Annotated in this window: 25 protein-coding genes; 22 read left to right on the forward strand and 3 right to left on the reverse strand. The window is 44.6% G+C overall.

The genetic code is table 11. The features are described 5' to 3' along the window. The first annotated feature begins 268 nt into the window (after positions 1–268). Both ACLB09_RS12520 and ACLB09_RS12525 read left to right on the forward strand, forming a co-directional pair. Complete coding sequence (locus tag ACLB09_RS12520; protein ID WP_410770170.1) at positions 269–1,333, forward strand: serine hydrolase domain-containing protein; 1,065 nt, start codon at positions 269–271, stop codon at positions 1,331–1,333. A 364-nt stretch (positions 1,334–1,697) separates the two neighbouring features. Then, a complete protein-coding gene (locus tag ACLB09_RS12525; RefSeq protein WP_410770171.1) occupies positions 1,698–3,437 on the forward strand; it encodes an ABC-F family ATP-binding cassette domain-containing protein in 1,740 nt (579 codons plus the stop codon). Between the two features lie 175 nt (positions 3,438–3,612). Here ACLB09_RS12525 and ACLB09_RS12530 read toward each other — a convergent pair whose 3' ends face one another. After that, positions 3,613–4,251, reverse strand: coding sequence for a nitroreductase family protein (locus tag ACLB09_RS12530; RefSeq protein WP_410770172.1), 639 nt, complete (start codon positions 4,249–4,251; stop codon positions 3,613–3,615). Between the two features lie 118 nt (positions 4,252–4,369). Between ACLB09_RS12530 and ACLB09_RS12535 the strand changes: the two genes are divergently transcribed. From ACLB09_RS12535 to ACLB09_RS12600, 14 genes are all read left to right on the forward strand, one after another. Further along, positions 4,370–4,729: a MerR family DNA-binding transcriptional regulator gene (locus ACLB09_RS12535; protein WP_410770173.1), complete on the forward strand. Its 360-nt coding sequence runs from the start codon at positions 4,370–4,372 to the stop codon at positions 4,727–4,729. Positions 4,730–4,771: 42 nt separating this feature from the next. Continuing rightward, positions 4,772–5,407 (forward strand): hypothetical protein, encoded by a 636-nt coding sequence (locus ACLB09_RS12540; protein WP_410770174.1) that lies wholly within the window; start codon positions 4,772–4,774, stop codon positions 5,405–5,407. Between the two features lie 305 nt (positions 5,408–5,712). Next, on the forward strand, positions 5,713–6,651 hold the full coding sequence (locus tag ACLB09_RS12545; RefSeq protein ID WP_410770175.1) for a VanZ family protein: 939 nt from the start codon (positions 5,713–5,715) through the stop codon (positions 6,649–6,651). A 23-nt stretch (positions 6,652–6,674) separates the two neighbouring features. Further along, positions 6,675–7,100: a VOC family protein gene (locus tag ACLB09_RS12550; protein ID WP_410770762.1), complete on the forward strand. Its 426-nt coding sequence runs from the start codon at positions 6,675–6,677 to the stop codon at positions 7,098–7,100. A gap of 87 nt (positions 7,101–7,187) precedes the next feature. Then, entirely contained in the window at positions 7,188–7,550 is a 363-nt protein-coding gene (locus ACLB09_RS12555) for a nucleotide excision repair endonuclease (RefSeq protein WP_410770176.1), read from the forward strand. Beyond that, positions 7,551–9,095, forward strand: a complete 1,545-nt coding sequence (locus ACLB09_RS12560) for a tetratricopeptide repeat protein (RefSeq protein WP_410770177.1) — start codon at positions 7,551–7,553, stop codon at positions 9,093–9,095. It abuts the gene before it with no gap. A 157-nt stretch (positions 9,096–9,252) separates the two neighbouring features. Beyond that, a complete protein-coding gene (locus ACLB09_RS12565; protein WP_410770178.1) occupies positions 9,253–9,657 on the forward strand; it encodes a VOC family protein in 405 nt (134 codons plus the stop codon). 242 nt (positions 9,658–9,899) lie between these two features. Then, positions 9,900–10,403, forward strand: coding sequence for a hypothetical protein (locus ACLB09_RS12570; RefSeq protein WP_410770179.1), 504 nt, complete (start codon positions 9,900–9,902; stop codon positions 10,401–10,403). Positions 10,404–10,538: 135 nt separating this feature from the next. After that, positions 10,539–11,732: a winged helix-turn-helix domain-containing protein gene (locus tag ACLB09_RS12575; RefSeq protein ID WP_410770180.1), complete on the forward strand. Its 1,194-nt coding sequence runs from the start codon at positions 10,539–10,541 to the stop codon at positions 11,730–11,732. 130 nt (positions 11,733–11,862) lie between these two features. Beyond that, complete coding sequence (locus ACLB09_RS12580) at positions 11,863–12,738, forward strand: DUF4261 domain-containing protein (protein WP_410770181.1); 876 nt, start codon at positions 11,863–11,865, stop codon at positions 12,736–12,738. 19 nt (positions 12,739–12,757) lie between these two features. Then, positions 12,758–13,165, forward strand: a complete 408-nt coding sequence (locus ACLB09_RS12585; RefSeq protein WP_410770182.1) for a DUF7668 domain-containing protein — start codon at positions 12,758–12,760, stop codon at positions 13,163–13,165. Positions 13,166–13,214: 49 nt separating this feature from the next. Further along, on the forward strand, positions 13,215–13,832 hold the full coding sequence (locus tag ACLB09_RS12590; protein WP_410770183.1) for a hypothetical protein: 618 nt from the start codon (positions 13,215–13,217) through the stop codon (positions 13,830–13,832). Positions 13,833–13,957: 125 nt separating this feature from the next. Further along, positions 13,958–14,698, forward strand: a complete 741-nt coding sequence (locus tag ACLB09_RS12595; protein WP_410770184.1) for a YwqG family protein — start codon at positions 13,958–13,960, stop codon at positions 14,696–14,698. Positions 14,699–14,875: 177 nt separating this feature from the next. Further along, positions 14,876–15,112 carry a DUF6953 family protein gene (locus ACLB09_RS12600; RefSeq protein WP_410770185.1) on the forward strand — a complete coding sequence of 79 codons (237 nt, stop codon included), beginning with the start codon at positions 14,876–14,878 and terminating at the stop codon, positions 15,110–15,112. 271 nt (positions 15,113–15,383) lie between these two features. Here the strand turns inward: ACLB09_RS12600 and pdxR are convergent, their stop codons facing one another. Further along, entirely contained in the window at positions 15,384–16,814 is a 1,431-nt protein-coding gene (gene pdxR / locus ACLB09_RS12605) for a MocR-like pyridoxine biosynthesis transcription factor PdxR (RefSeq protein ID WP_410770186.1), read from the reverse strand. A 217-nt stretch (positions 16,815–17,031) separates the two neighbouring features. Here pdxR and ACLB09_RS12610 point away from each other — a divergent pair, with 217 nt between their 5' ends. After that, positions 17,032–17,580 carry a pyridoxamine 5'-phosphate oxidase family protein gene (locus ACLB09_RS12610; protein WP_410770187.1) on the forward strand — a complete coding sequence of 183 codons (549 nt, stop codon included), beginning with the start codon at positions 17,032–17,034 and terminating at the stop codon, positions 17,578–17,580. 161 nt (positions 17,581–17,741) lie between these two features. Here the strand turns inward: ACLB09_RS12610 and ACLB09_RS12615 are convergent, their stop codons facing one another. Continuing rightward, positions 17,742–18,212, reverse strand: a complete 471-nt coding sequence (locus ACLB09_RS12615) for a pyridoxamine 5'-phosphate oxidase family protein (RefSeq protein WP_410770188.1) — start codon at positions 18,210–18,212, stop codon at positions 17,742–17,744. A gap of 121 nt (positions 18,213–18,333) precedes the next feature. Between ACLB09_RS12615 and ACLB09_RS12620 the strand changes: the two genes are divergently transcribed. From ACLB09_RS12620 to ACLB09_RS12640, 5 genes are all read left to right on the forward strand, one after another. Continuing rightward, the gene (locus ACLB09_RS12620) at positions 18,334–18,813 is read left to right on the forward strand and encodes a DinB family protein (protein ID WP_410770189.1); all 480 of its coding nucleotides are present in this window, start codon (positions 18,334–18,336) and stop codon (positions 18,811–18,813) included. A gap of 177 nt (positions 18,814–18,990) precedes the next feature. Further along, the gene (locus tag ACLB09_RS12625; protein WP_410770190.1) at positions 18,991–21,135 is read left to right on the forward strand and encodes a LuxR C-terminal-related transcriptional regulator; all 2,145 of its coding nucleotides are present in this window, start codon (positions 18,991–18,993) and stop codon (positions 21,133–21,135) included. A gap of 66 nt (positions 21,136–21,201) precedes the next feature. Beyond that, positions 21,202–21,867 carry a DUF4386 domain-containing protein gene (locus ACLB09_RS12630; protein WP_410770191.1) on the forward strand — a complete coding sequence of 222 codons (666 nt, stop codon included), beginning with the start codon at positions 21,202–21,204 and terminating at the stop codon, positions 21,865–21,867. Positions 21,868–22,012: 145 nt separating this feature from the next. Then, complete coding sequence (locus ACLB09_RS12635) at positions 22,013–22,405, forward strand: VOC family protein (protein ID WP_410770192.1); 393 nt, start codon at positions 22,013–22,015, stop codon at positions 22,403–22,405. Between the two features lie 226 nt (positions 22,406–22,631). Continuing rightward, positions 22,632–23,567: a LytTR family DNA-binding domain-containing protein gene (locus tag ACLB09_RS12640; RefSeq protein ID WP_410770193.1), complete on the forward strand. Its 936-nt coding sequence runs from the start codon at positions 22,632–22,634 to the stop codon at positions 23,565–23,567. The last annotated feature ends 162 nt before the right edge of the window (positions 23,568–23,729 follow it).

Consider the following 23,729-nt stretch of genomic DNA (forward strand, 5'->3'; position numbering starts at 1 on the left):
CGTAAATAATAATTTTTGCCGAACGTATAAAACTCCCCTCTATCACTCTAACAAGTCGTTACAAACTGATTCTGGTCCTGTTGCTCATCTACCCGATCCTGTCCAACTCATGTACCTTACGAGAAATGCAAGTTTTTGAATGAAGTGAATTAAAGCTAACGGGCAGGAATATGAGAAATGGAAATGAATACATAATTTAGCTTCCCCAAATAGGTTGATTAACGTGATTTCAACATTCCTCATAAAACTAAAAGGAGTAACTTTTACCATGAAGGATTTACAAAGTTTTGTTTCAGATTACACGAAAGATAAGAAATATTTACATCTTGGTATCGGGATTATTAGGGAGGGAGATATTGAATACCATTCGTTTTGTAATAGTAAAAAGAAAAGTATGATCGCTCCTGAGAATATGTTGTTTGAGATCGGATCCATAACCAAAGTTTTCACATCAATACTCTTATTAGAAATGGAACGGGAAAAACTGCTCTCCTCGGATGACATGGTTGGTAAGTTTGTGCAGAACGCTGAAAACGACTATTTGAATAAGATTACCTTGAAAAACCTTGCTACTCATACCTCTGGATTACCTGTATTGGCAACAAACCACATTTTGTCTAAAAATAGATCGAATCCTTATTCCATTTATACCGAGGAAGATTTAACTGCTTTTTTATCTAATGCTGACTACAGTGATAACATTGATTCGTTTGAATATTCTAATTTCGGTGTGGGCTTACTGGGAAATATTCTATGTAAGGTGTCAGGAAGTACGTATGACGAACTGTTGAAAAAATATATAACGACTCCATTAAAGATGAATGAGACAGCCGTTATGCTTGATTCGGAACAGAATGGCAGGTTTCTGGATGGGCATGCTTCAACCGGGAGAAGAGTCCCTCATTGGGATCTTTCCATATATGAAGGAGCTGGGGGAATTAAGTCATCTGTTAGGGATTTGAGTTTATTTGTCCAAGCCAATCTAAAGGATGATCATCCGATAGCCTCTACGCTACAAAAAAGTCATCTCCCCATATGGATCGGAAATTCAAACCGGTATTTTGGCTGGGGTGAGGATAAACTTCTAGATCAAGGTATCCTTTGGCATAACGGGGGCACATCTGGCTTTAATAGTTATCTAGCTTTCAATAAGGAACTCCGTGTAGGAGTTGTATTGCTATCCAATTATTCTTTTTTCTCGAATTCTCTTATCGATTATTATTCAGCTCAATTACTAAAATGGATTACTAAAAAAGAGCCTTCCCAAGGAACTATGATAGACTTTACAGGTAAAAAAATATTTGAAGCTATCATAGGAGAGGCATTAAAATGAGGCAGTGAAGTCTCATCATGTGGGGGAACCTCTTCGAAAAGATCGGAGAGGTTCCTTACTAAGATAAAAAGCCGGTTGGTTATCCGATATATATTCTGCTAAGGGTCATCCCAAAGGATGGCTTAAAACTTGCCGTTACAGACAGCGCGGTGAACCATATCAGAAGTAAAAACTCAGGGCCTTGAGGTTTTCGAAAATTCAGCTCTAATAGTAAGCGAAGAAAATTCCAAAGCAAGAGTATAACCTACAAACCAATTGTACTCCCCACCAAACAGTGTTAATCTGAAAATCGGCAACCTTAAGTTTACAAGCTGCCGCACACCCCACACTACCCGCCGTTATGGCGATTCAGAAAGGTAACTCCATGATTAAAATAGATAACCTATCCTTCTCTTTCCCGCAAAAAGAACTTTATCAAAACATTTCCTTCACGCTCGAAAAAGGCCAACACTGCGCCTTTATCGGCACGAGCGGCAGCGGGAAAAGTACACTGATCGAGATGTTGATGGACCCGGAAAGGCATTTGTTCGAGGGAAAGCTGGAGATTGACCCAGATTGTAGAATCGGGTACGTCAGTCAGTTCTCGCAGGTGGACAAAACGAAAGAAATGACCGTTTTTGAATATATCGGGGAAGACTTTATCAAGATCCAGGACGAGCTCACCGCGATTTATGCTGAGATGGAAACCACATCGGATATGGATTCGCTGATGGAAAAGTATCAATCGGCGTTGGACGCACTCGATGCAATAGGCGGGGATGATTTCGAAAGCACTATTAATAAGCAACTGAATCTCGCCAACCTGATGAAGCTGAAAGACACCAGCGTATCTTCCTTGAGCGGCGGGGAATTCAAGCTGATTCAAGTCATGAAGGAAATGCTCGGCAGCCCGGACTTGATGATCATGGACGAACCGGACGTGTTTTTGGATTTTGAAAACCTCAACGCGCTCAAAAAATTGATCAATTCCCACAAAGGCATGCTGCTGGTCGTTACGCACAACCGCTATCTGTTGAATCATTGCTTCAATAAAATCATCCACCTCGAAAACATGGAGATCCAGGAGTTTGACGGGCGGTATATCGATTATAACTTCTCGCTGCTTCAGACCAAGATCGAGCTGCAAGAAATCGCGGTCGCCGAAGCGGAAGAAATCGAGCGATACGATCACCTCATCGATAATCTTAGAGAGATCGCAACGAATGTTGCAGACGCGTCCAGAGGCCGAGCATTAAAAGCCAGAGTTAAGTTTCAGGAAAGATTGGAAGCACGCCGAATCAAAGCGCCGTTTGTCGAGATCAAGCAGCCGAATATTCGTTTTGATCTGGATCGTGAAGTGGAAGACGCCACTGTTGTAAAGGTTGCCAATTACAGCGTCGCCTTCGACGAGCTTCTTCTGCACAACGTTAATTTTGAGATCCAATCTACAGATAAAGTCGCGATCATTGGTCCGAACGGCACAGGGAAAACGACTTTGCTCCGTGAAATCTTCAAAAACAACCATGACTCCATCGAAATCAATGCAGATATGAAAGTGGCTTATTTATCGCAGCTTCAAGGCGAAACGCTAAAAGACTCGAATACGATCCTTAATGAATTCATCGACGCTGGGTTCAAAACGTATGACGAGATTAGAGCGTATCTTGCGAACTACGGCTTTGAAGGCGAAATTCTGGATCAGAAGATCCAATCATTATCCGGTGGAGAAAAAAACTTGCTTCAACTGGCTAAAGTCGCCGGTAGTCAAGCCGACCTGCTTCTGCTTGACGAACCGACCAGCCATTTGGACCTCTATACGCAGATCGCGCTGGAGAAAGCCATCGAAGACTACAAAGGCGCGATTCTGATGATTTCCCACGATTTCTATTCAGTCGTAAACGGTATGGATTATGTGCTGATCATTGACGACAAGACGATTAGAAAAATGAGTATGCGCAAATTCAGACAGATGATCTACGCCAGCCATTTTGATAAAGACTATTTGGAAAACGAACAAAAGAAAAAGGCCGTTGAAATGCAGATCGAATTGGCTTTGAAAAATACGGATTTTGAAACTGCAAAAGGCTTGGTCGACGAGCTGGAAGACATCATTAAGCAGCTTTAGACGGCAACGCTTATGATGACGGTAGAAAAAGGCCAAAGAAGACACTGATGAATAAAATCTCAGTGTCTTTTTACTGCATACTTATTGAATTCACTATGGTTTCGATTCCATGAAATCAGCGGAGGGGAGTTTTGGCCTTGTATAAGAGAGGAGTTAGAATAATTATGCTTGGAGATTATCTCCAAAATGTAATCTTGTCCGAGCTTAATCGAACGGATTCATACCCGTCTTCCTTGGCTTTTCCTATAGAGATCATCATCACCGGAGCATAGCGTTCTTCATCCAAATCAAACGCTTTGGCTACCTGATCGACTTCAAAGCCTGCCATTGGGTTCGTATCATACCCATGCGCACGAGCTACCAGCATGAACTGCATGGCAAACAGGCTGCTATCGATTTTTGCAACTTCAACTTTTATTTCTTGAGGGAGAGTCGGGTACATCGATAGGATGGTTTTGAGTTGGCTGTCTCGCACTTCAGCCGGCATTTTCCCTTGTTCCACTGCTGTATTAAAGATTTCTTCAGCATTTAAGTAGCTTTGGGTATCCCCGAAAATTAACACCATGGCCGATGAAGTGTCGTTTTGTAACGTATTGAACCGCACAAGTGGCCTTAGCTTTTCTTTTCCTTCCGGAGTGTCGACCACGACTACGCGCCAAGGCTGCAGATTGGCTGAGGACGGAGCCAAGCTGGCTTCCGAGATCATCTCGTGAATCTCTTCTTTCGATATTTTAAAGTTCTCATCATAACGACGAACGGAACGTCGTCCCTTGACGATACGGGTGAAATCGTTATTTTGGATAGAGTTGAACATAGAATCTCTCCTTTAGATAACCTTAATATTTTTGACATGGCTTGTGTCATTCGTTATCTTATTTTTATTATGAACTATGAACTTAGGTTTATAGCAACAAATAAAAAGAGGGCTAATGATGAAAATAAATGACGTTTCAAAATTAACGGGTCTGCCAATATCCACTTTGAGATTTTATGAACGCAAAAACCTCATTCCGGACGTATTTGTTCAAAGAGATGCGAATAATTATCGGATTTACTCTGAAGAGGTTGTTGAATATCTAAATGATGTGAAGGCACTTTTGTTCGTAGAATTCTCTATAGAAGAGCTAAGTTTGCTGGTCAATCAACAACTTCATTTAACCTATGAGGAAAAAAAGAAGATAGTGGAGCAGAAAATTAAAGAAATTGAAGATATTCAGAAGCAGTTGAGAAAGTCGAAAAAATTCCTGAAGGCCATCTTGGAAGGAAAAGCGAATTTCCAAACCAAGTGTTAAGCTAAGTTTGCTAGTTAAATTAAAAAGACGAGGCGTAAAATTATGAATACGTTAGAACACTTACCAGAACCGGAAAGCTTAAAAAGGCTAATGATCGTTCAAGCAGCTCTGAATACGATTATTTGTGAGACGGAATGGCTTCGTTATCATAGCTTTGTTCAAGAATGGGATGAAGGAGTTTGTATGGCAAAAATAGATAATGGGGCAGGGGATCATCTTATCATGTTGTTTTCCGTTGAAGGCTCCATCATCAAGGGTTTTGATCATGAGTCCCAATTAAGCCCGTATGCACAAGACGAACATAGAGTATGGCCAGGCATCTATGATAACGTTCCAAGCGAATTATTATCTCATCTGGAGCATGAAGGAATTGAAAAAGAAGATGTGACTTTTTGTATATGGCGTAAAAATAGTGATTCGAGCTGGCAGAAGGGAAAGGTTAAAATGCCAAAAGGAGCAGACGATGGGTCTGCTTTTCTAATAGGTGCGATTTACCGGACACCCGAAGAGTTCGTGCAATTTGCGAAAGATTATTATGAATTGGCCCTGCCAGTAGAAGTTGTTGAAAAAGTTTACGAAGGTATCCCTATTACTATAGAGATGATTCAAATGCTAAACCCCGACTGTGCTGTAGAGGAAGTTTATCGGGAGTTGGAGTCAATGAGGTTAATTAAATGAAGGGCTGGTTGTGCCAGCCGTATACGCTAGTTCATTTCGCTAACGGGAGTTTGTTATATTGAAAATGAATCACTCGATGTTACGATGAACCGTACCACAAATAAGGACAAGTTTTTTGGCGGAATTCCTTGCGGGGCATGAATTCTCTTATCGATTATTATTCAGCTCAATTACTAAAATGGATTACTAAAAAAGAGCCTTCCCAAGGAACTATGATAGACTTTACAGGTAAAAAAATATTTGAAGCTATCATAGGAGAGGCATTAAAATGAGGCAGTGAAGTCTCATCATGTGGAGGAAAGACCATGCATTTGAAGAAACACCGTAAAATTATGTTCACCCTCACTATACTCTATACCCTATTTATTCTTTACTTTTTATTCTTCGCCTTCGGCAGAGCGGGTAAGGCCGATCAAATCTCCGAATACACATTCATGTTTCTACCGGACGGTTTTTTTAGGCTGCCGGATCTATCCGATCTTCTGCATCCTACGCTGATGGATTTTGTGGGTTTTGGGAACATCGCAGCCTTCATTCCTTTCGGTATACTCATTCCGTTGCTATATCGGGTGAGCTTCGTTCGTTTTATGACGCTGTTTATCCTATCCATTCTCGTGTTGGAGACCATACAGGCATTCACCTTTCTCGGCAGCTTTGACATAAATGATGTCATCCAGAACTCAACGGGCGCGGCTATCGGATTCGGTGCGTACAAATTGGGCTTTCGTACTAAGAAAGACTTGAGAAATATTGCTGTTGCGGTCATATCCGGCATTGTCTTGATGATTGGGGTATGGGGAGTCTTTGGGGTCCTTGATCAAGTGTTCACGAAGGAAATGGGTCCTTTTGTGGCGATCCATGAATGGGAGGATGGTACCGGGGTTCCAATAACAGGAACCGAGTTGGCCCCGCTGAAGATTGGGGGCGAAGAGGTGCAACCTCAATATAATGTGTACCGCAGTGAAGGTAAAGGCAAAGAAACACTCACGTATAAGCTAGGCAATAAGAAGGAGTTGTATCTTTACTTTAATTATGGCATTCCGGATCATCTGGATTCCCAGGGCAGCATTAAGGTTACCGTCGATGGGCAAGAGGTGTTGTCCGCGTCTGCCGAAGCCGGGCGACATGAGCAGGGTATGGGCTCTATTTTAATCGAGCAGGGAAACGAGCTTACAATAATTATTGAGGGGGATGAAGCCCTATGGGATGTGGGATATAGAGAGATGGTATATTCTTGGGAATAAGCATTAGGAGAGGAAGGCTTGTGATGAGAGTGAAATTAGAAGGGATTACGATTTTGGCGCTGGATGTTCCTGGATTAACGAGCTTTTATCGTGATGTGCTGGGGTTCAAGGTGATAGTAACGGAAGAGAATTACACGGAATTTGAAAATGATGGCGTTCGTCTGGCTATTTTTTCGGCACCCTTAATGGCGGATAACACAAACGATCATCCTTCTTATGCAGAAGAGCGGAAAGGACAATCTTTTGAGCTTAACTTTGAATGTGATACTCCTGAGGATGTCTATAAGATATATGATGAGTTGATTTCAAAAGGAGCGACAGGGATCACTGCGCCGAAAGTCATGTCCTGGGGGCATACTACGGGCTTCTTTGCAGACCCTGAAGGCAACATTCATTCCCTCTTCGCGGTTAACAACACCGACAACACCAGCGTGAAGCGAGAATCGTAAGAAGTTGGGTATAATGATACCATGTAGTAAGCTTGGAGTACGAGCACAGCATACAATCTAATACAGGAAAAGGAAGTAACTACTATTATGATCAATATCATCATTCCCACCCCTGATGTCACTATTACCAAAAAGGTTGATCCTCAGGAAAGCAACATTTACGGCTTTACCGAATTTCACCTGATCACTAGAGAATTAGGTGGAATTTTCATGTTTTACAACGATAAAGATGAATTGTTGTTCGTCGGAAAAGCCAGAAAGCTAAGACCGCGAATAAAAAAACATTTTGAGGATTCCGTATCCCCGATCAGAATGCACAGAGACGAAGTAACGAAAATCGAAGTTTGCATCGTGGAAGATCCTGTCCACAGAGAAATTTATGAAACGTATATCATTAATGAAGGCAAGGCCAAATATAACGATGACAAAGTATTTTTTAGGCAGGCCTAAATGACAAGCAATCCTAAACAACGTTATCGTTTCAGTGAAGCACCGATCTGGAAAGTCCAGCGAGAATATTATGAAGAGAAGGGAACGAAGGCCTGGAATAATGACCAAGTTCCCCAATATATAACGAGTAATCCCATGATCGCTGCTGCCTATGCAGAAATGATCTTTGGGTTTCTACAGGATCGAGCGAATAGGGGAAATGACTCTGAGCCAGTGTATATTGTGGAGCTTGGGGCAGGAGCGGGACGTTTTGCTTTCCATTTGTTACACGAATTGTGTCAGTTAATAGACTACGCCGGGATCCCACTGCCTTCGTTCCGCTATATTATGACGGATTTGGCCATGGACAATGTTATGGCATGGAAGGGGCATCCCGCGTTTCAAAAGTTTATTGCTGAAGGGTTACTGGACTTTGCGCGATTTGATGCGGTGCATGATTCCGTGCTGAACCTCATTGTATCAGGCACAACGATTCGTGAAGGAGATTTAAAACAACCGTTAATTCTTGTGGCCAACTACTTCTTCGATAGCATACCGCAAGAATTGATTTACATTGGCGATGGGAAAGTTTATGAAACTGATGTTTATGTTGAACAATCCGAACATCATGATTCACTTAAACCAGCAGAATGGTTAGATCAAATCACTTTACGCTATGAGCATCGACGAGCGCCCGAGTACGAACAAGAAACCTATCCTTACCGCAATGTGATTTCCCTTTATCAGGAACAACTAGAAGACTCGCATATTTTATTTCCTGCTGCGGGTATCGCTTGTCTAGAGCATTTGAATCGGTTATCCCAGTGTGGATTTCTATTGATAACCGCAGACAAAGGAGATCACTTGCTGGATAGCTGGAAATTTGCAGAACCCCCCGAGTTGATCTTACATGGAAGCTTTTCCTTAACGGCAAACTACCATGCGATTAAATATGTCTATGAACAAAAAGGAGCTGCGGCGTTATTCCCGCCGCATCATTATAAAAATATTAATGTGGGCTGTATTCTCCATCTGGATAAACCCATGGATCATTATAACCTGCGTTTAGCTTACCGTCGTTGTATTGAACGCTTTGGTCCTGATGATTTTTTTAGTATGAAATGGTGGGTGGACCGCAATCTGGATAGCATGGGGTTGCAGCAAATCTTAAGCTTTTGGCGTTTGGGCGGCTATGATGCGGAATTTTTCATTCAGAGTACGAAGCGGATTTCCAACCTGTTGCCTGAATCAAATGAAGACGAAAAGCAGGATTTGCTTAGAGGCATTCAACTGATGTGGTCATCGTACTACGTCATGGAGCAGCGATATGATCTGGCGCTTGATGCCGGATTGATCCTATTCGAGATGGACATGTACGAACACTCCAAATATTATTTGGAGATTTCGGTACACGAAGAGCAAGACGAGGTCGTATCTACAGTATTTTATTGTCTAGCCATTTGCTGTTTCGAGTTAGACTTAGTTGAAGAAGCCAAGAGGTACTTACAAAAGTTGTTGGAACTTGAGCCTGAAAACGAAGAGGCATTAGCGCTATTGAGCCACTGATACGGGTATCTCACAGCGGGCGTAATAGTATTGGAACCCGATTCATTCAAAAATCGGATTCGTGAGGAAGCCCAAAAATTCTAAAACGCTACTGACATAACGTTGTCAGTAGTGTTTTTTTATAATTTGACATGAAATATAAAGGAGATGATATCTTGTGAATTTCGCTTCTGTACGCATCATTACTGACGACGTGGATCGTCTCGTCGAGTTTTATGAGAAAGTCATGGGGGTTTCGGCGGAGCGACCCGCGCCCGTATTTGCCGAACTCATTGTGCCCTCATGCACACTTGCCATCGGCCACTCCCAGACAGCGCAGCTATTCGGTGCCGGTTCCGTAGTGGGAGCCAACAATCACACTGTCATCATTGAGTTCCGCGTCGACGATGTCGAGGCCGAATATGTGCGCTTGAAGTCGTTTGTCGATCATTGGGTCATGGAACCGACCACGATGCCGTGGGGGAACCGTTCTATGCTGTTCCGCGATCCCGACGGCAACCTTCTTAACCTCTTCGAGCCGGTGACCGAGGATGCGATTAAACGTTTTAAAGATAGAAATTGACGGGCCGTAAAGGATGGCTTTCAAACTTGCCGATCCAGACATCACGGTGAACCGTACCATAAGAGGGGCAAGTTTTTTGGTGAAAGACTCGTAAGAGTTGATGGGTTCACGCTTCAGCACTATGATCGTTCTAACGGAAAGTACGTGCCGTTCATTACATAATTAATTGTGAGATAAATTTTATTGATTTAGTTAAGTAATACATAGCTGCTTAATCCAGTAAGTTCAGGCAGGTGAATTTCATGAGCTTCAAAAAACTTTTTATAGGTCTTGCCGTTGTAGTATTGGTTGTGGCGGCAGGATACGTCTTTAGCGATATGTATTACAGGGCGAAATATGATATTTTCAAGGAGCATCACGAGTTGTTTGAAGCTGTGAAAGACGAGACAGAGCTTCTGATGAACAAGCAGGAGGAAGGAAGCGATACCGGGGTTACAATACTCTACAACACCGGTGGCAATGCTTCAATAGATTCCTTCGACGAGGTTGTGAACCCAAGCCTGCAAAGCAAAATCCGGGAGCTTGATGTATTGTCGGAAGGCAAGCTGAGTATTCTGCGGTACAGTAAGCAGGGTGGAGAGAGTCTGATTCAATTTTTGTTCGACTGGGAAAGCGCTTATGGGGACCCTTATCACATTGTGTATTGCGAAAGTCGCGATATACTCGTAAATGAATATGATAGTGAGCATATTGAGTACGTGCTGGATAAGCTGAAGGATAACTGGTACGGGATTGCGCTAAAATAGACAATGACTTCGCTCAGCAAGTATTATTTGTACGTATTTTCCAAGTTAGGAACAAATGTTTGCATTTTTTCTTTTCTTTTGAGTAAATAATTTGTATGATTAAAGAAAAGTAAACGAAAGAGGAGCCTTGCAAACATGATCCAATTAACAAACCGCCAGGCACGGCAATTTCTGTTGTTGAAGCATGGACTATTGGGCGAGTATAAATTTAGTGGGAAGCAAGGCGTATTGGACTTTGCCCGGCAGGTTGGCTGTATTCAATACGATCCCATCGATGTTTGCGGAAAAAATGCCGAATTGGTGCTGCAGTCGCGAATCAAGGGATTTACCAAGGGAATGCTCGCCGAATTGCTGTATGAGGATAGAAGCCTTGTGGATTATCCCGATAAGAATCTGGCCATTATCCCTGTCGAGGACTGGCCGTATTTTGAGCGATACAGGCAGGCCGCGAGGCAACATGCCGAACGCTATCCAGAAATGGAAGCGCTGACAGTGCAAGTACGGGCTCATATCCAAAATCACGGTGTACTAAGTTCGGATGATTTGAAATTGGATGGAGATTTCTCTTGGCAATCGGCCATCCACTGGAGCGCAGGAAACAACTCATCCCGATCGGTGCTGGAACAGATGTATTCGACGGGTGAGTTGATTGTCCATCATAAAAAAGGAACGCGTAAATACTACGATTTGGCCAAGAATTACATACATGCAGATCTGCTGAATGCATCAGAGCCGCTGGAGGATGAGCTGGAGCATCATAAATGGCGGGTATTGCGCCGGATCGGCGCTGTCGGCCTTTTATGGAATCGTGCGTCGGATGCATGGCTGAATATTTGGGGATTGAAAGCAGCACAGCGCAACGAGGTTTTTCGCCAGCTATTAGACGAAGCCCGCATTGTTGCTGTTGCCGTGGAACATATGAAGGATATACTGTACTGCCGCGCCGAGGACTTGCCGCTTATTGAAGCCGTCCTGCAAAACCCGGAGCCGAAATTTCGCTGCGAGCTGATTGCCCCGCTGGACAATATGATGTGGGACAGAAAGCTGATCAACGAATTGTTTGGATTCGATTACACCTGGGAGATTTACACGCCTGCAATCAAACGGAAGTTCGGCTATTATGTGCTGCCTCTTTTATATGGAGAGAGCTTCATTGGACGAGCCGAGATCATCGCGGAGCGCAAAACCGGAACGCTCGTTGTTAAAAACATCTGGCATGAGAACGGTGTGAAGCAAACAACACAATTGCGCACAGCCTTGAACCGTTGTCTCCAAAGGTTTGCTTTATTCAACGGGTGTGGGACGATTTTGACGGAGTCTATAAACTGATATTTCCTGCATTTGAATAGAGAGTGGTATAGATCGGACTTTGGAATCAATTTCCTTTCCAGACTTGCGTGAAACGTGCGGGAATCTCTATAGTAGAGGGAACGACATACGAACGGAGTGGTAGGGAGAAATGGAGAGCGAACGCGTACTTCAGCAAAATTTAGATGAAAAAAGTGAGTTTCAGCGGTTGTTTCAAATGGTTCTGCTTTTTGAGGAGAAAGTGGAGCGGCCGAATGCGGAAGTTGTCCGGAACGCGTTAGAAACCCGATGCGGAAAAACGGATACCGTGTCGCCGGACGACGCATTGTCGTCGTTTGCCGTAGAGGCTTATAAAGTAGCCTACAAGGAGGGGGAACTACCGGCCCAGGTCATGATGGCAGACGTTACTCCGTTTAAACAGGAGACGATTACCGACTTGGAGCGCACTCAGTTTTGGACGATGCCGGATGCGGAGGACGTCCTGCAGGAATGTCACTATAAGCTGCTGATCAGCGACTTCATGGCGGCGGGGCTGGACTATAAATCGCGCAGCGCCTTATTGGCGGATTGGCTGGAGGCTGCCGTAAGCCTGTTCCCGACCTGCAAAGCGATCTGGATTCCATCAAGCGGGAAATTGCTGTACCCGGCCGAAATTACGGATAACCCATACGAAGGTGCCGCGAGGTTCTTGCAGTTCGGCATGAATATCCGCTATTTTACGATTCATGGGACCGAAGACAGTTTGATCGATTCGCTCGGCCTCTTTGCGCTTGGACTTCCGGATGTCCAGTACCATTTTCATACCTTGGATCCGAACGACGTGTCACAACATGCCTTCAATGTCGCAGCCTACTTGTTTGAAGCGGAGGTGCCGGTGAGCGACGGCGAGACGATCGCCGGCTTGCTGGACGGGGAGATGGCGCCGGACGTGCATTGGGTTTGCAGATTCGAAATGGCGCTGATCCAGCCTTCGAGAGAAGTGATGGACGTCTGTCCGGGCGAATATGCGGCAGGAGAACGAGAATAAAGATAGGGGAGCAGGCGGTATGCTTAAACGGGAATTAGGCAAAGAGGAAGACATGATTCGGGCGTTTGCAAGAGAGCTTGTTGACTCCATCGCAGACGGAAAGTATGAAGAAATTGCTCAAAAAGTTGATGATATGCAGGATTGGAACGTTGAGCTATTAAAAGAGGTCATTGAGAGTTTTAAGGAAGATAATGAGTTGGAACAGATCGATAGGTTTGATGTGGAATGTACCTTTAGGCCTGTTTATAAAGATGGCAGTGTTTATCAACAAGAATCTTTCTACCACTTTAACGATGGAAGCGGAATTTCCTACGAATATGCACTGACGACGGATGGCGAACCCAATGATTTGACTTTGAGTGTTGAGTTTCACTTTGAGGGTGACGATTTGAAAGTCATTTTTGAGAGTGGGATTACCGTACTTTAATGACTTCGTATATTAGATGATGGAAACTCTGCAAAGGAGTTATAACGATATGCCTTTACAGCTTCACAAGGAATCGATGAAGTACTTAACGACGGCCTCCCTTCGTGAAAGTGATTCTAAGTTTATCTCCGCAATAAGTAATATAGACTATGAGTTTTTAACAACAGATGAGGCTAAATGGATTGAGCAACTGTATTTTAAATTGAAAAGTATCGCGTTGCGAAATAAAATTCTGTATGGTCTCATCCACTGCAAGGAATTGGAGCTGGAACAATTTTTTCGAAAAGCTTATAAAAAGGAACGATACTTGGACATGAGACTCCTCGCGATCCGTGGGTTAGCACATTATGCCCCAGAAGAAGAGATCGACAAGGTCATCGATCATTTCCTGAAGATCTTGGTAAAAAGGCCGGAGACTACCCCCTATAACTACCAAGAATATGAGTTTTTAAGATCTGCTTTCGGGCTGCCTTTCTTAATTAAAAAGTACGGGTATCCCTGTTTTGAAAAAGCACTTCAACAAGTCGAGAAACAGTATGAGGATATGCCGGAAGCATTTAAGGGGCATTTTACTTTTGATGAAGACGGGAAGGCAGTACAGTTGAGAAGTCCACACGAAACGAAAATAATGATTGAACGCTTTTTTGCGTCACAGTCCGATCACTAACTAATCTTGTCGTACTTACATAAAAGAGAGCAGCACGGGAGCGGCAGTCACTCGTATTGCTCTCTTTTCTGGGCCTGTCGGTGGTTTGGTGAACGACGTTGATATGAAGGATGGAGGAACCTGAATTGATAAAATATGAGATTCCTGAAATGTTGAAAGATCACGAAGACTTAATTAAAAGAACGCTTAGGTATAGTAATGAGATAAGTTTTAAACGTGAAGAAACAAAACCATGGGAAAGCAAATTAGGTGGCTGCCCCTACTTGAAGGATATCAAGGATTACCCGATGGATGAGGCTGGAGAACCCATGTTGTTTATAGCTCAAATAAATCTGGCGGATCTTGAAAACCTGGACGAATTACCCGAAAAGGGATTGCTGCAATTTTATGTTGTAAATGAAGAGATGTTTGGTTTGGAAAGCCCTGTTTTAGTAAAATATATAGAAGATTTTGAAGAAAACGAAGAACCCTTAATAAGGACTAATCCTTATGAAAATGAAGAGTATCAGATGAATCTTCCTTTTTCGCACAGTGGAAAAATGTATTTTAAAACAAGGGAAATGCCTATGTCCTCCTCCCTGGATTTGTTTCATGAGACTTTTAAGAATGAGCTTTCGAAAGTAGAATATGAGAAACTGAGCGAGGATTGCTACAGTAGTGACAGCAGAATTGGCGGGTATCCTTATTTTGTTCAGAATGACTACATAGGTTTTGATGAAAATGATTTTTTGTTATTGCAACTGGACATAGAGGATGAATGCGGTATTATGTTTGGGGATGCCGGGAATTGTGTTTTTTCTATTCCAAAGAATGCTTTGAAAAATAGGGACTTTTCAAAAGTAGTGTATGACTGGCAGTGCTGCTGAACCCTACCATAAGTAACGGCGCCACTTAACTTGCCGTCTTATTGACAAAATCAATCTCATTTCTGATCCCTTTGTTGTGGGCGTCATTCCACAGGTCCTTGTTGTCATGATCTTCGCGTTTTTCTCACCACACATCCAGCAATGGGGCAATAAGCGAGTAGAAAGGAGCATAATCCTATGGAAGTAACCGCACAGGAAGTGGCAGAATGGATGGTCAAGGAAATCAGGTCTACGGGAACGCTATACCAGACCGATGCGATTGAATATGTGAAGGCCCATTTCGGCGAACAATTCGTATTCGTGAATGAGAATGGAAATACATCGCTGTCTAAAGAGGTGAAGAAGGCTTTCCGCAAACTCCACGGCGGCAGAATTGCTTGGGACCGCGACGGATTCTTTTGGGCTTGGACCTGAGGAGTGTAATGCTGCATTGAGATATACGAACTTGAAGAAGTACTTCTACATCAATAGAAGCTATCGCTAGAATTACTGCCTGTCAAGCTTAAACCAGCGCTTTTGGAAGTATATCAGACCCGTATGAAAGTCATAATCAATAAAAAGCACCTGCCCAGTGCGGTGAACCGTATTATAGGTAACGGCGAAAAATTTGGCTTAACGGCTCAAGGGTGCGGCAAGGATTTTTAATGCTGCACCTTCATTTATCTGGAATGGATGTCATGATGACCTATAAGGTCGACTCCGCAAAACGATGAATCCCCTGCTCAATCAATGCTTCATCTACTTTTGCAAACCCCAACACCCATCCCTTTCGTTTGCTTTCCAAACAATAGGGTCCAAGAGGATATACACGTATTCCCTTTTGAAGGGCTAACTTTGTCATGGTTTCTTCGTCGTATGACTCTTCAGCTTCAAGGAACATATGCAGTCCCGTTTCTACCCCGCTTAGTGTGAATCGCTCCCCTAAACCGCTAGCCATAATGGCCTTTGTCATGGCTTCGTGTCTTCGTCGGTACACATTTCTGACTCTTCTCATATGGCGCATAAAATGCCCGTTCTTGATGAAATGGGTTAGTGTTATCTGATCCATAATCGGAAGATGACGGTAGGTCAACTCCTGTACTTTGGCTAGTTGAGCAATCGCCTCGACAGATCCGGCGATAGCCGAAATACGAATGCCTGGGGCAATCATTTTAGAAAAACTCATGAGGTACAAGGTATTATTAGGTGCCTGGCTAAACAGCGTAGGAAGTGGTTCCCCGCGATATCGAAATTCGCTATCATAATCGTCCTCGATGATCCAGAATTGTTCTTGAACAGCTTTATGTAGCAATTGTTGCCTACGCGGCTCCGACATAACGACCCCGACCGCGCACTGGTGCGAAGGAGTCGTAAAGATCAGTTTGGATTTTGGATGAATATGCTCAACCACTAGACCATACTCATCAACGGGTACGGGCACCACATTCATACGCCGATATTTCATCGCCATCCAGGCAGCCGGAAAACCGGGGTCTTCAACAGAGACAGTGTCCCCGTCAGCTAAAAGCGATTGTGCGATTAAGTCAATACTATGCTGAGCCCCTGAGGTCAACAGAATCTGATTTGTTTGGAGATGGATGCCTCGTTCAAGTGATAAATAACGCTGAATTTGCTCACGTAACGGCGTAAAACCATAGGGATCACCGTAAGACCAGTTTGATAAATCCATTGCAGCGGATGCGTGGAGAAGCGATTGTCGCCAGTTCTTTTGAAATGGTTCATCCAAATAGGGCTCATGGGGACTAAAATCAATATCCACTTCTTGTTGTTCTTTGCCTCTGAACCAGTCATGTAATTGATCGACAGCCGAGTTCAATAAGGGAAGTGAGGGGGGGATGGGACCATCTGCCATTATTTTCTTCGTTGACTCCGTGACTTGCTTCCAATTACTAACTCGCGTTCCTCCCCGGCGAGATGTAACCGTATAGCCTCGACTTAGTAGTTCCTCATAGACGATCTGTATAGTTGAACGAGAGACACCTACCATGTGCGCAAGTTCGCGGGAAGGAATCAGCAATTCTCCTGGCGCCCAGATTCCGCTAGTAATATTATGAATCGCTTGATCAAGCAATTGCTGCCAGATTGGTCTCTTGTCATTACGAATTACTTTCATCATCGCACTCACCCCCATATTAGAAATTCAATCATAGATATTGATTATGGACTGTCCAATATCGAGATGTTTGGATGTTTTAACACAATCCATTCGCTGATATACTACCGTAAGAACGCTGGTATTTGCAACTTGGTCGTTGCTGCACTCCAGAAGAGTATCGAAGTTAAGACAAATTGAAGCGGATGAATATTTTAGGAGTGAAAGGAGAGACTTCGAAATGGATTCGGTTCGTTATAAGGTCAGGGAATGCCGGGATCAAGAGAAAATCGAAAGTTTCCTTCATCAAGCGAGAATTGGGTATCTTGGGTTGGTTGATGGGAAACGGCCCTATGTTGTACCGCTTAATTATGTGTGGACGGAAGGGAAGCTCTATTTTCACGGGGCTAGAGATGGAAGACGTAATCATGTCATGAGTGAAAATCCAGAGGTGTGTTTTACGGTATGTGAGGAATACGGAACTATCACGGATCCGGTACCTGCCAAAACGGATACGGCTTACATGAGCGTAATGATATTTGGTCAAGCGGAGCCAATCACAGATTTGGACGAAGCTACCCACGTACTTCAGGAAATGATCAATAAGTACGTACCCGGCTATTATAACCGCCCCTTGTCGAAGCAGCATGTGGACAAGTACAGGTCGGCTGTGTTCGGCGGACCGGTTCAAGTTTGCCGTGTTATTCCGCACCATATGACGGCAAAAGAAAGTCCAATTGAAGCAGAAAAAATGTATAGAACGGTCATGAATGCCGGAAGAGAGATTTAACGACAAAATCCTGTTGCGTTTTGATTTGATACATTTCGGTTGGCTCTATTATAAGTAACGGCGAAAAATAGGGAGTGTCCGGACACTCCCTTTGAGCTAACATTGTCTGTTATTAAATGTCTACTTTACATTAATCCAATAAGGCGAACCACACAGACCACCTAATTTGCCGTCTTATTGACAAAGTCAATCTCATTTCTTATCCCTTTGTGGGCGTCATTCCACAGGCCCTTTGTCAGACGAATGCGCAGCAGGCATGTGTTAGGGTCTTCGTCGTTATTGGCTTCGTTATACCACTCGGCGAATATTGTGCGCAGCTTTGTCATCATCTCCGCGTTTTTCTCGTCACACACCCAGCCCAGGTTTTCACCGATACCATCGGCCGTAAAGTTCTCGACGATGATACAAACGGCGACTTCGGGGTTTTGGGCGATCTGCTGCATCTTGTTTGAGGTCGCGTAGGTGACAGTGTAGAACGAGCCGTCCTCATAATAGGCGTCCACAATACGGGCGGCGGGACGGCTTTTGCCATCGGCCCCCGGTTCCAGCGCGATGGTGGACAGAGAGATCAGGCCGTCCTTGTTGCCCACTTGGTCTTCCAGCAGCTTCATGGCTTCGTCGTACTTGCTCACTTTATTACCTCCTAAAGTGTAATAAGGCATACATTATTAAGCGTATCATTGTAAAATCTTATTGCATGTGAAGAATAATACGATAAAATAGCAGCAAATGGCGGATATAGGAGGTTGCGATATGTTGAAATTATTCGAATATAACTGGCAGGTTCGCAAGGATTGGTTTGATTGGTGTGATACGGTGAGCGAGGAGGAATTACTGAAAAAGCATACTGGCGGGATCGGATACATTCTACCCACTTTGTATCACATTGTAGCAGTCGAGTATGGCTGGATATGCGGGGGAATTCAAAGAAAAGACATTGAAATCCTTCCTTTCGAGGATATGATCAGCTTGCAACAAATCAAGGACTTTTCCGACCGTTGCCACACGGAAGTCGCACCGTTTATCTATGATTGGAATGACAGCCTGGAGGACCTTATTATGATTGATATCACGGATGAAGGGGAACGAGAAGCTCATAAATATGGCGAAGTATTACGGCACGTTATTGCTCACGAGATTCACCACATCGGTCAATTATCAATATGGTCACGTGAAATAGGGAAGAAGCCTGTCACTGCAAATTTAATTGGAAGAGGATTATTCCCAATTTAGCGTTGCCAAGCCAGCAGCGAATTTCGGGAATTTTGGGACTCCCATAAAGTTCTGGATGCCATCGATGCTCCAAAGGCGCTGCCGTGTCCAAACCGGGGGATTTTGAATTTTGATATGGTTTCGTTTCAGTATTTGACCCCATTGATGACGGATAATCGGTGTTGCTATAATAGTCCTATGTCAACCCAAATAAACACCACCAAATTATATATCCCTGCGCTTCGGTCGAGGACGGTAATACGCCAGCGGTTAACTGATAGATTGAACAAGGGTCTGCACCGCAAACTGACCTTAATCTCTGCACCGGCGGGCTATGGCAAAACGACGTTAGTCTGCGAGTGGCTTGCCAGTTGCAAGCGGTCGGCCGCATGGCTTTCGCTTGAACAGGGAGACACCGAACTTACGCGCTTTTTGACGTATATGATTTCCGCTCTTCAGACTATAGAGGAGAGTATAGGAGAAGGCGTGCTTTCCGTACTTCACTCCCCCCAACCGGCACCGACGGAGTCGATCCTGACGGCTCTTCTTAATGAACTTGCGGCCATTCCGTCTCCTCTCATCCTTGTCCTTGATGATTATCATGCGGCGAGCTCAAGAGAGGTCGACGAGGCGGTAAGCTTCCTGCTGGACCATCTTCCCGCACAGCTGCACCTTGTCATCACGTCCCGCGAGGACCCTTCCATTTCTTTGCCACGGTTGCGAGTTCGGGACCAATTAACCGAGCTTCGCGCAGCAGATATGAGATTCACGCTTACCGAAGCCGAAGCCCTCTTTAACCATGTCATGGATCTTCAACTCTCCACGGATCATGTAACCGAGTTACAATCACGCACCGAAGGATGGGCTGCGGGCCTGCGCTTGGCCGCGCTCTCTATTCAGGAGGATCACGATGCCGATCGGCTCCTTCAGTCTTTCACCGGCAATCACCATTTCGTGCTGGATTACCTGGCAGAAGAGGTTCTGCAACGGCAGCCCTCGGCCGTGCAGGAATTTTTGCTACGAACCTCTATCCTTGACCGATTATGCGGATCTTTGTGCGATGACCTTATGGCCTATTCCGAGGTTTCCGGCAAAGACATGCTAATCGAGCTTGATCGTAGAAATTTGTTTATTGTTCCCATGGATCAGGAACGACGCTGGTATCGCTATCATCACTTGTTCGCGGATATCCTCCGCAGACGGCTGCTGGAAAATATGGCTTTGGGCGATATCTCCGAGTTACACCAGCGAGCGAGCATTTGGTACGAAGACCATGGCTTCGAGATGGAGGCGTTTCACCATGCCGTAAAAGCTAAGGATATCACGCGAAGCGCACGTCTGCTTCAAGGCGGCGGAATGCCTTTACATCTGCGAGGAGCTGCAAGAATGGCGCTCGACTGGCTGAAGTCGTTGCCTGCCAAGGAACTGGATGCAAGGCCGGAGTTGTGGGTGTATTATGGCTCCGCCCTATTGATTGCCGGTAAGCCGACGGGAGTCGAACACAAGCTTCGGGCGGCAGAGGCCGTATTGGAAGACATCGAACAAGATGTTGGCGTCAAGGAACTGATCGGATGGATTGCGGCCACTCGCGCGACATTGGCCTCCTTGATGTTAGCCGACAATCACAATGATGCGGAACCGAATCTGCAAGCGGCCGAATCGGCTATGCAAGTCTCGGAACTAGAAGATAAGACGGAGGACCTTGTCGGCTTAATTACGCCTGCTCGAAATGCGGGGAGAAGCAGAACAAACGGAGTAGACCAAGTCATCGCCCAATCGCGACGAGCTCTTGCCTATTTGCGACAGGACAATCTGCCTGCCCGGACGGCATCTGCCTGGATGCTGGGCGTCGCTTGCCAGCGGCGGGGGGATTACGCCGAAGCATGCGCAGCTTATAACGAAGTCATAGCGAATTGCCGCATGATCGATCATCAACTGATGGCAGTGATGGCCATGATCGGAATCGCTCAGATCAGGGAAGCGGAGGGGCGGCCTGACCTGGCAGCAGATCATTACCGGGAAGTTCTAAAAGTGGCCGGCAGTCTGCCGCACCCGGCTATAGAAGAAGCCAAGATGAGTCTGGAGCGCATAAGCCGCGTCCTCGAAGGCGGATTGAACGGTACCTTGATTGAGCCGCTTAGCCAGCGTGAAATGGAAGTGCTGCAGCTCATCGACCAGGGGCTCTCCAACCGGGAGATCGCCGACAAGCTATTCCTGGCACTGGATACGGTCAAGGGCCATAATCGAAGGATTTTTGAAAAGCTTCACGTGCAAAGACGAACGGAAGCGGTCGCCCGCGCCCGCGAACTCAACTTACTGACGAGAACCCCAAAACCACACTAAAGTGTCTATAGGTCTCATCCCCTTTGAGCTATACTGCAATCAATTAGCCAGGAGAGGGGATCAGGCATGAAAAAAACGGAGAGAGTGGTAGGGGCCTTGTTTTTGTTGTCGACATGCTCATTTCTGATAGGAAGCGGGATGTTGGATCCTATTTTGCATCGAACTGACTTGCTTGTCCATATGGAATCCGACCGAATTAACGTAATGGCAGGATTGTTCCTGGAGCTCATTAACGCCGTAGCGGTTGTGGGGATTGCCATGTTGCTGCAGCCGACGATAAAGAAATATCATGAAGCGTTTGCGTTTGGTTACTTCGCTTCTCGTGTCATGGAGTCGGCATTGCTGATGATAAGTTTAATCGGTCCGCTTATCCTTCTTGCGTTAAGCAAGCAGTCTATATCCGCAGGAACTTCCGGTGATTCATACTTGCAAACGTTAGGAAGTCTAGCGGTGGAGGCTCACTATTTACTGTTCGATATAGCCATGCTCGTGCTGAGTTTAGGAAGCTTGTTATTTTGCTATATTCTCTATCGATCGGGATTAGTTCCGCGATGGTTGTCCATTATCGGCTTGATCGGGTATACGGGTCTGTTGGCAAGCAGCTCTCTGTCCGTAGCCGGTCTGGATATCGGAGAGGTTCTTTACATCCCTGGGGCGATATTCGAAATCGTCTTGCCGGTATGGCTCATAGTGAGGGGGTTTAATCGGCATACGCAAGCTTCCATCAAATAAGGTCATTTCAAAAAGCTCCCCACTCGGGTCAAGGCCGGGTGCGGAGCTTCATTTTTTTATCTGGAGCGTAAGCGTCCTAGCGCATTGGCAGCATTCTTTGGGGTTGTTATATTATTAACATACTATGACATAGGGGGTATTAGCCGTGAAACTGGGAGCAACGTTATACATTAAGAATACGGTTGAAGCTGTAGAGTTTTATAAGGAAGCCTTCGGGATGACATTGGGATATAACGAGAAATTTCCGGACGGAACATTCATGCACGCGGAGCTGCTAAGAGACGGACAACAAGTATTCGCTGTTAGCGAATCTCAAAATGATACCTTTGTTCAAGTTATGTTAGCGTCCTCATTAAAAGAGTCTCGTCCGACTATGAGTTATGGAATTAATTTTGATCATGAGGATGAAGTAAGCAAAGCATTCTCCATGTTAGCAGAAGGCGGAAACGTTCTTTTTGCGTTAGGTTCTCTCCCTTGGAGTTCTTGTTGTGCCGAAGTAATAGATAAGTATGGCGTTTATTGGTACATAAGCGTGTGAAGTTTATTGGAGTATATCTGGCTGCGGATCTGTGTGCCGGCCCGGTCACATCGAAAAATTTGACAACCTCCTTAAACCATCCCCAAGTTCGGTATCTCTCCGGTATCTGTTATTATGAGTCGTTTTGAATTATACAGCCGTATTAACAGATAGTGATCCAAACTTACAAATCACCATCCCCAATGTATTATTATTTTTATATCCCGGCGTTTACATGGAGGACGGCATGGAATTTGAACCAATTTATCAAGATGGGAAAATACTCCTACCAAAGATTGAATTAAATATGACATCGAACCAACCGGTTGGCATTATAACCGACTTAAAGCGAAAGCAGCTATTAATGGATCAATTGTCAAATCGTTCCCAATATTATGTGCTTCGAGCTGGGCAAAACGAGTATCTGCATTTAACGGTGAAAGAGCTGATCACTTTTCTAATCCATGTAACGGAACGGAATGAGCGTGTTGCTTTGTTAATGGATTATTTTGCTTTAAAAGAAGAACGTAAGGTGAAAATCAAGAATCTAAGCTCATCGAAAAGGATGTATGTAACATTGCTGCGCGTCTTTTTTGCGCATCAGCCTACAATCGTGTTGGAGGAGCCCTATTTTTACTTGGAAGAAGAAGACCGTCGGCATTTTAAAGTAATTTTGGACGGCCTTTCGAAAGAAAAGCGGATTTTAATTCTAACTTCAAACTTAGAGGATGCCATGATATCCTGCGATGTCATTTATCGATTGAACGAGCTCGGATTTCATCCACTGGATATTAGGGACTCGGAAGAGGATAAGCAGGAAGCGCAGGAACAAGATCGGGCCAATATCACCCTGCAGAAGATTTATACGAAAAGAAATGACAAGGTGATTCTATTCGATCCGCCTGAAGTCGATTACATAGAAAGTTTGGATGGCTCGATCCTTGTACATGTAGGTGGAGAAAATTATGTCTGTGCTTTGACGCTAACCGAGCTCGAGCAGAGGCTGAACAATTTCGGATTTTTCAGGTGCCATCGATCCTACATCGTTAATCTGCAAAAAGTAAGAGAGATTATTACATGGACGAAGAATAGCTACAGCTTGCGATTAAATACGGGTAAAGATGCCGTGGTTCCGTTATCCCGTTCAAAATTGCAGGAATTAAAAGGGCTTCTTAACATATAAAATGTTTGCGAAGCAAATATAACTTCGTAAGCATATGCCATTTCCGGGGAAATACCGAACCAATCAGCCTTCTATAGTACCGTTCAGGCGATAACAGCTACATTTCGGCGGGTTTTGATGGCTGGAAGCCTACCATCTTTATATGCTTAAGGCATCAATCCT

The organism is Fontibacillus forbon (genome assembly GCF_046559655.1).
In the GTDB taxonomy this organism is placed as follows: Bacteria; Bacillota; Bacilli; order Paenibacillales; family Paenibacillaceae; genus Fontibacillus.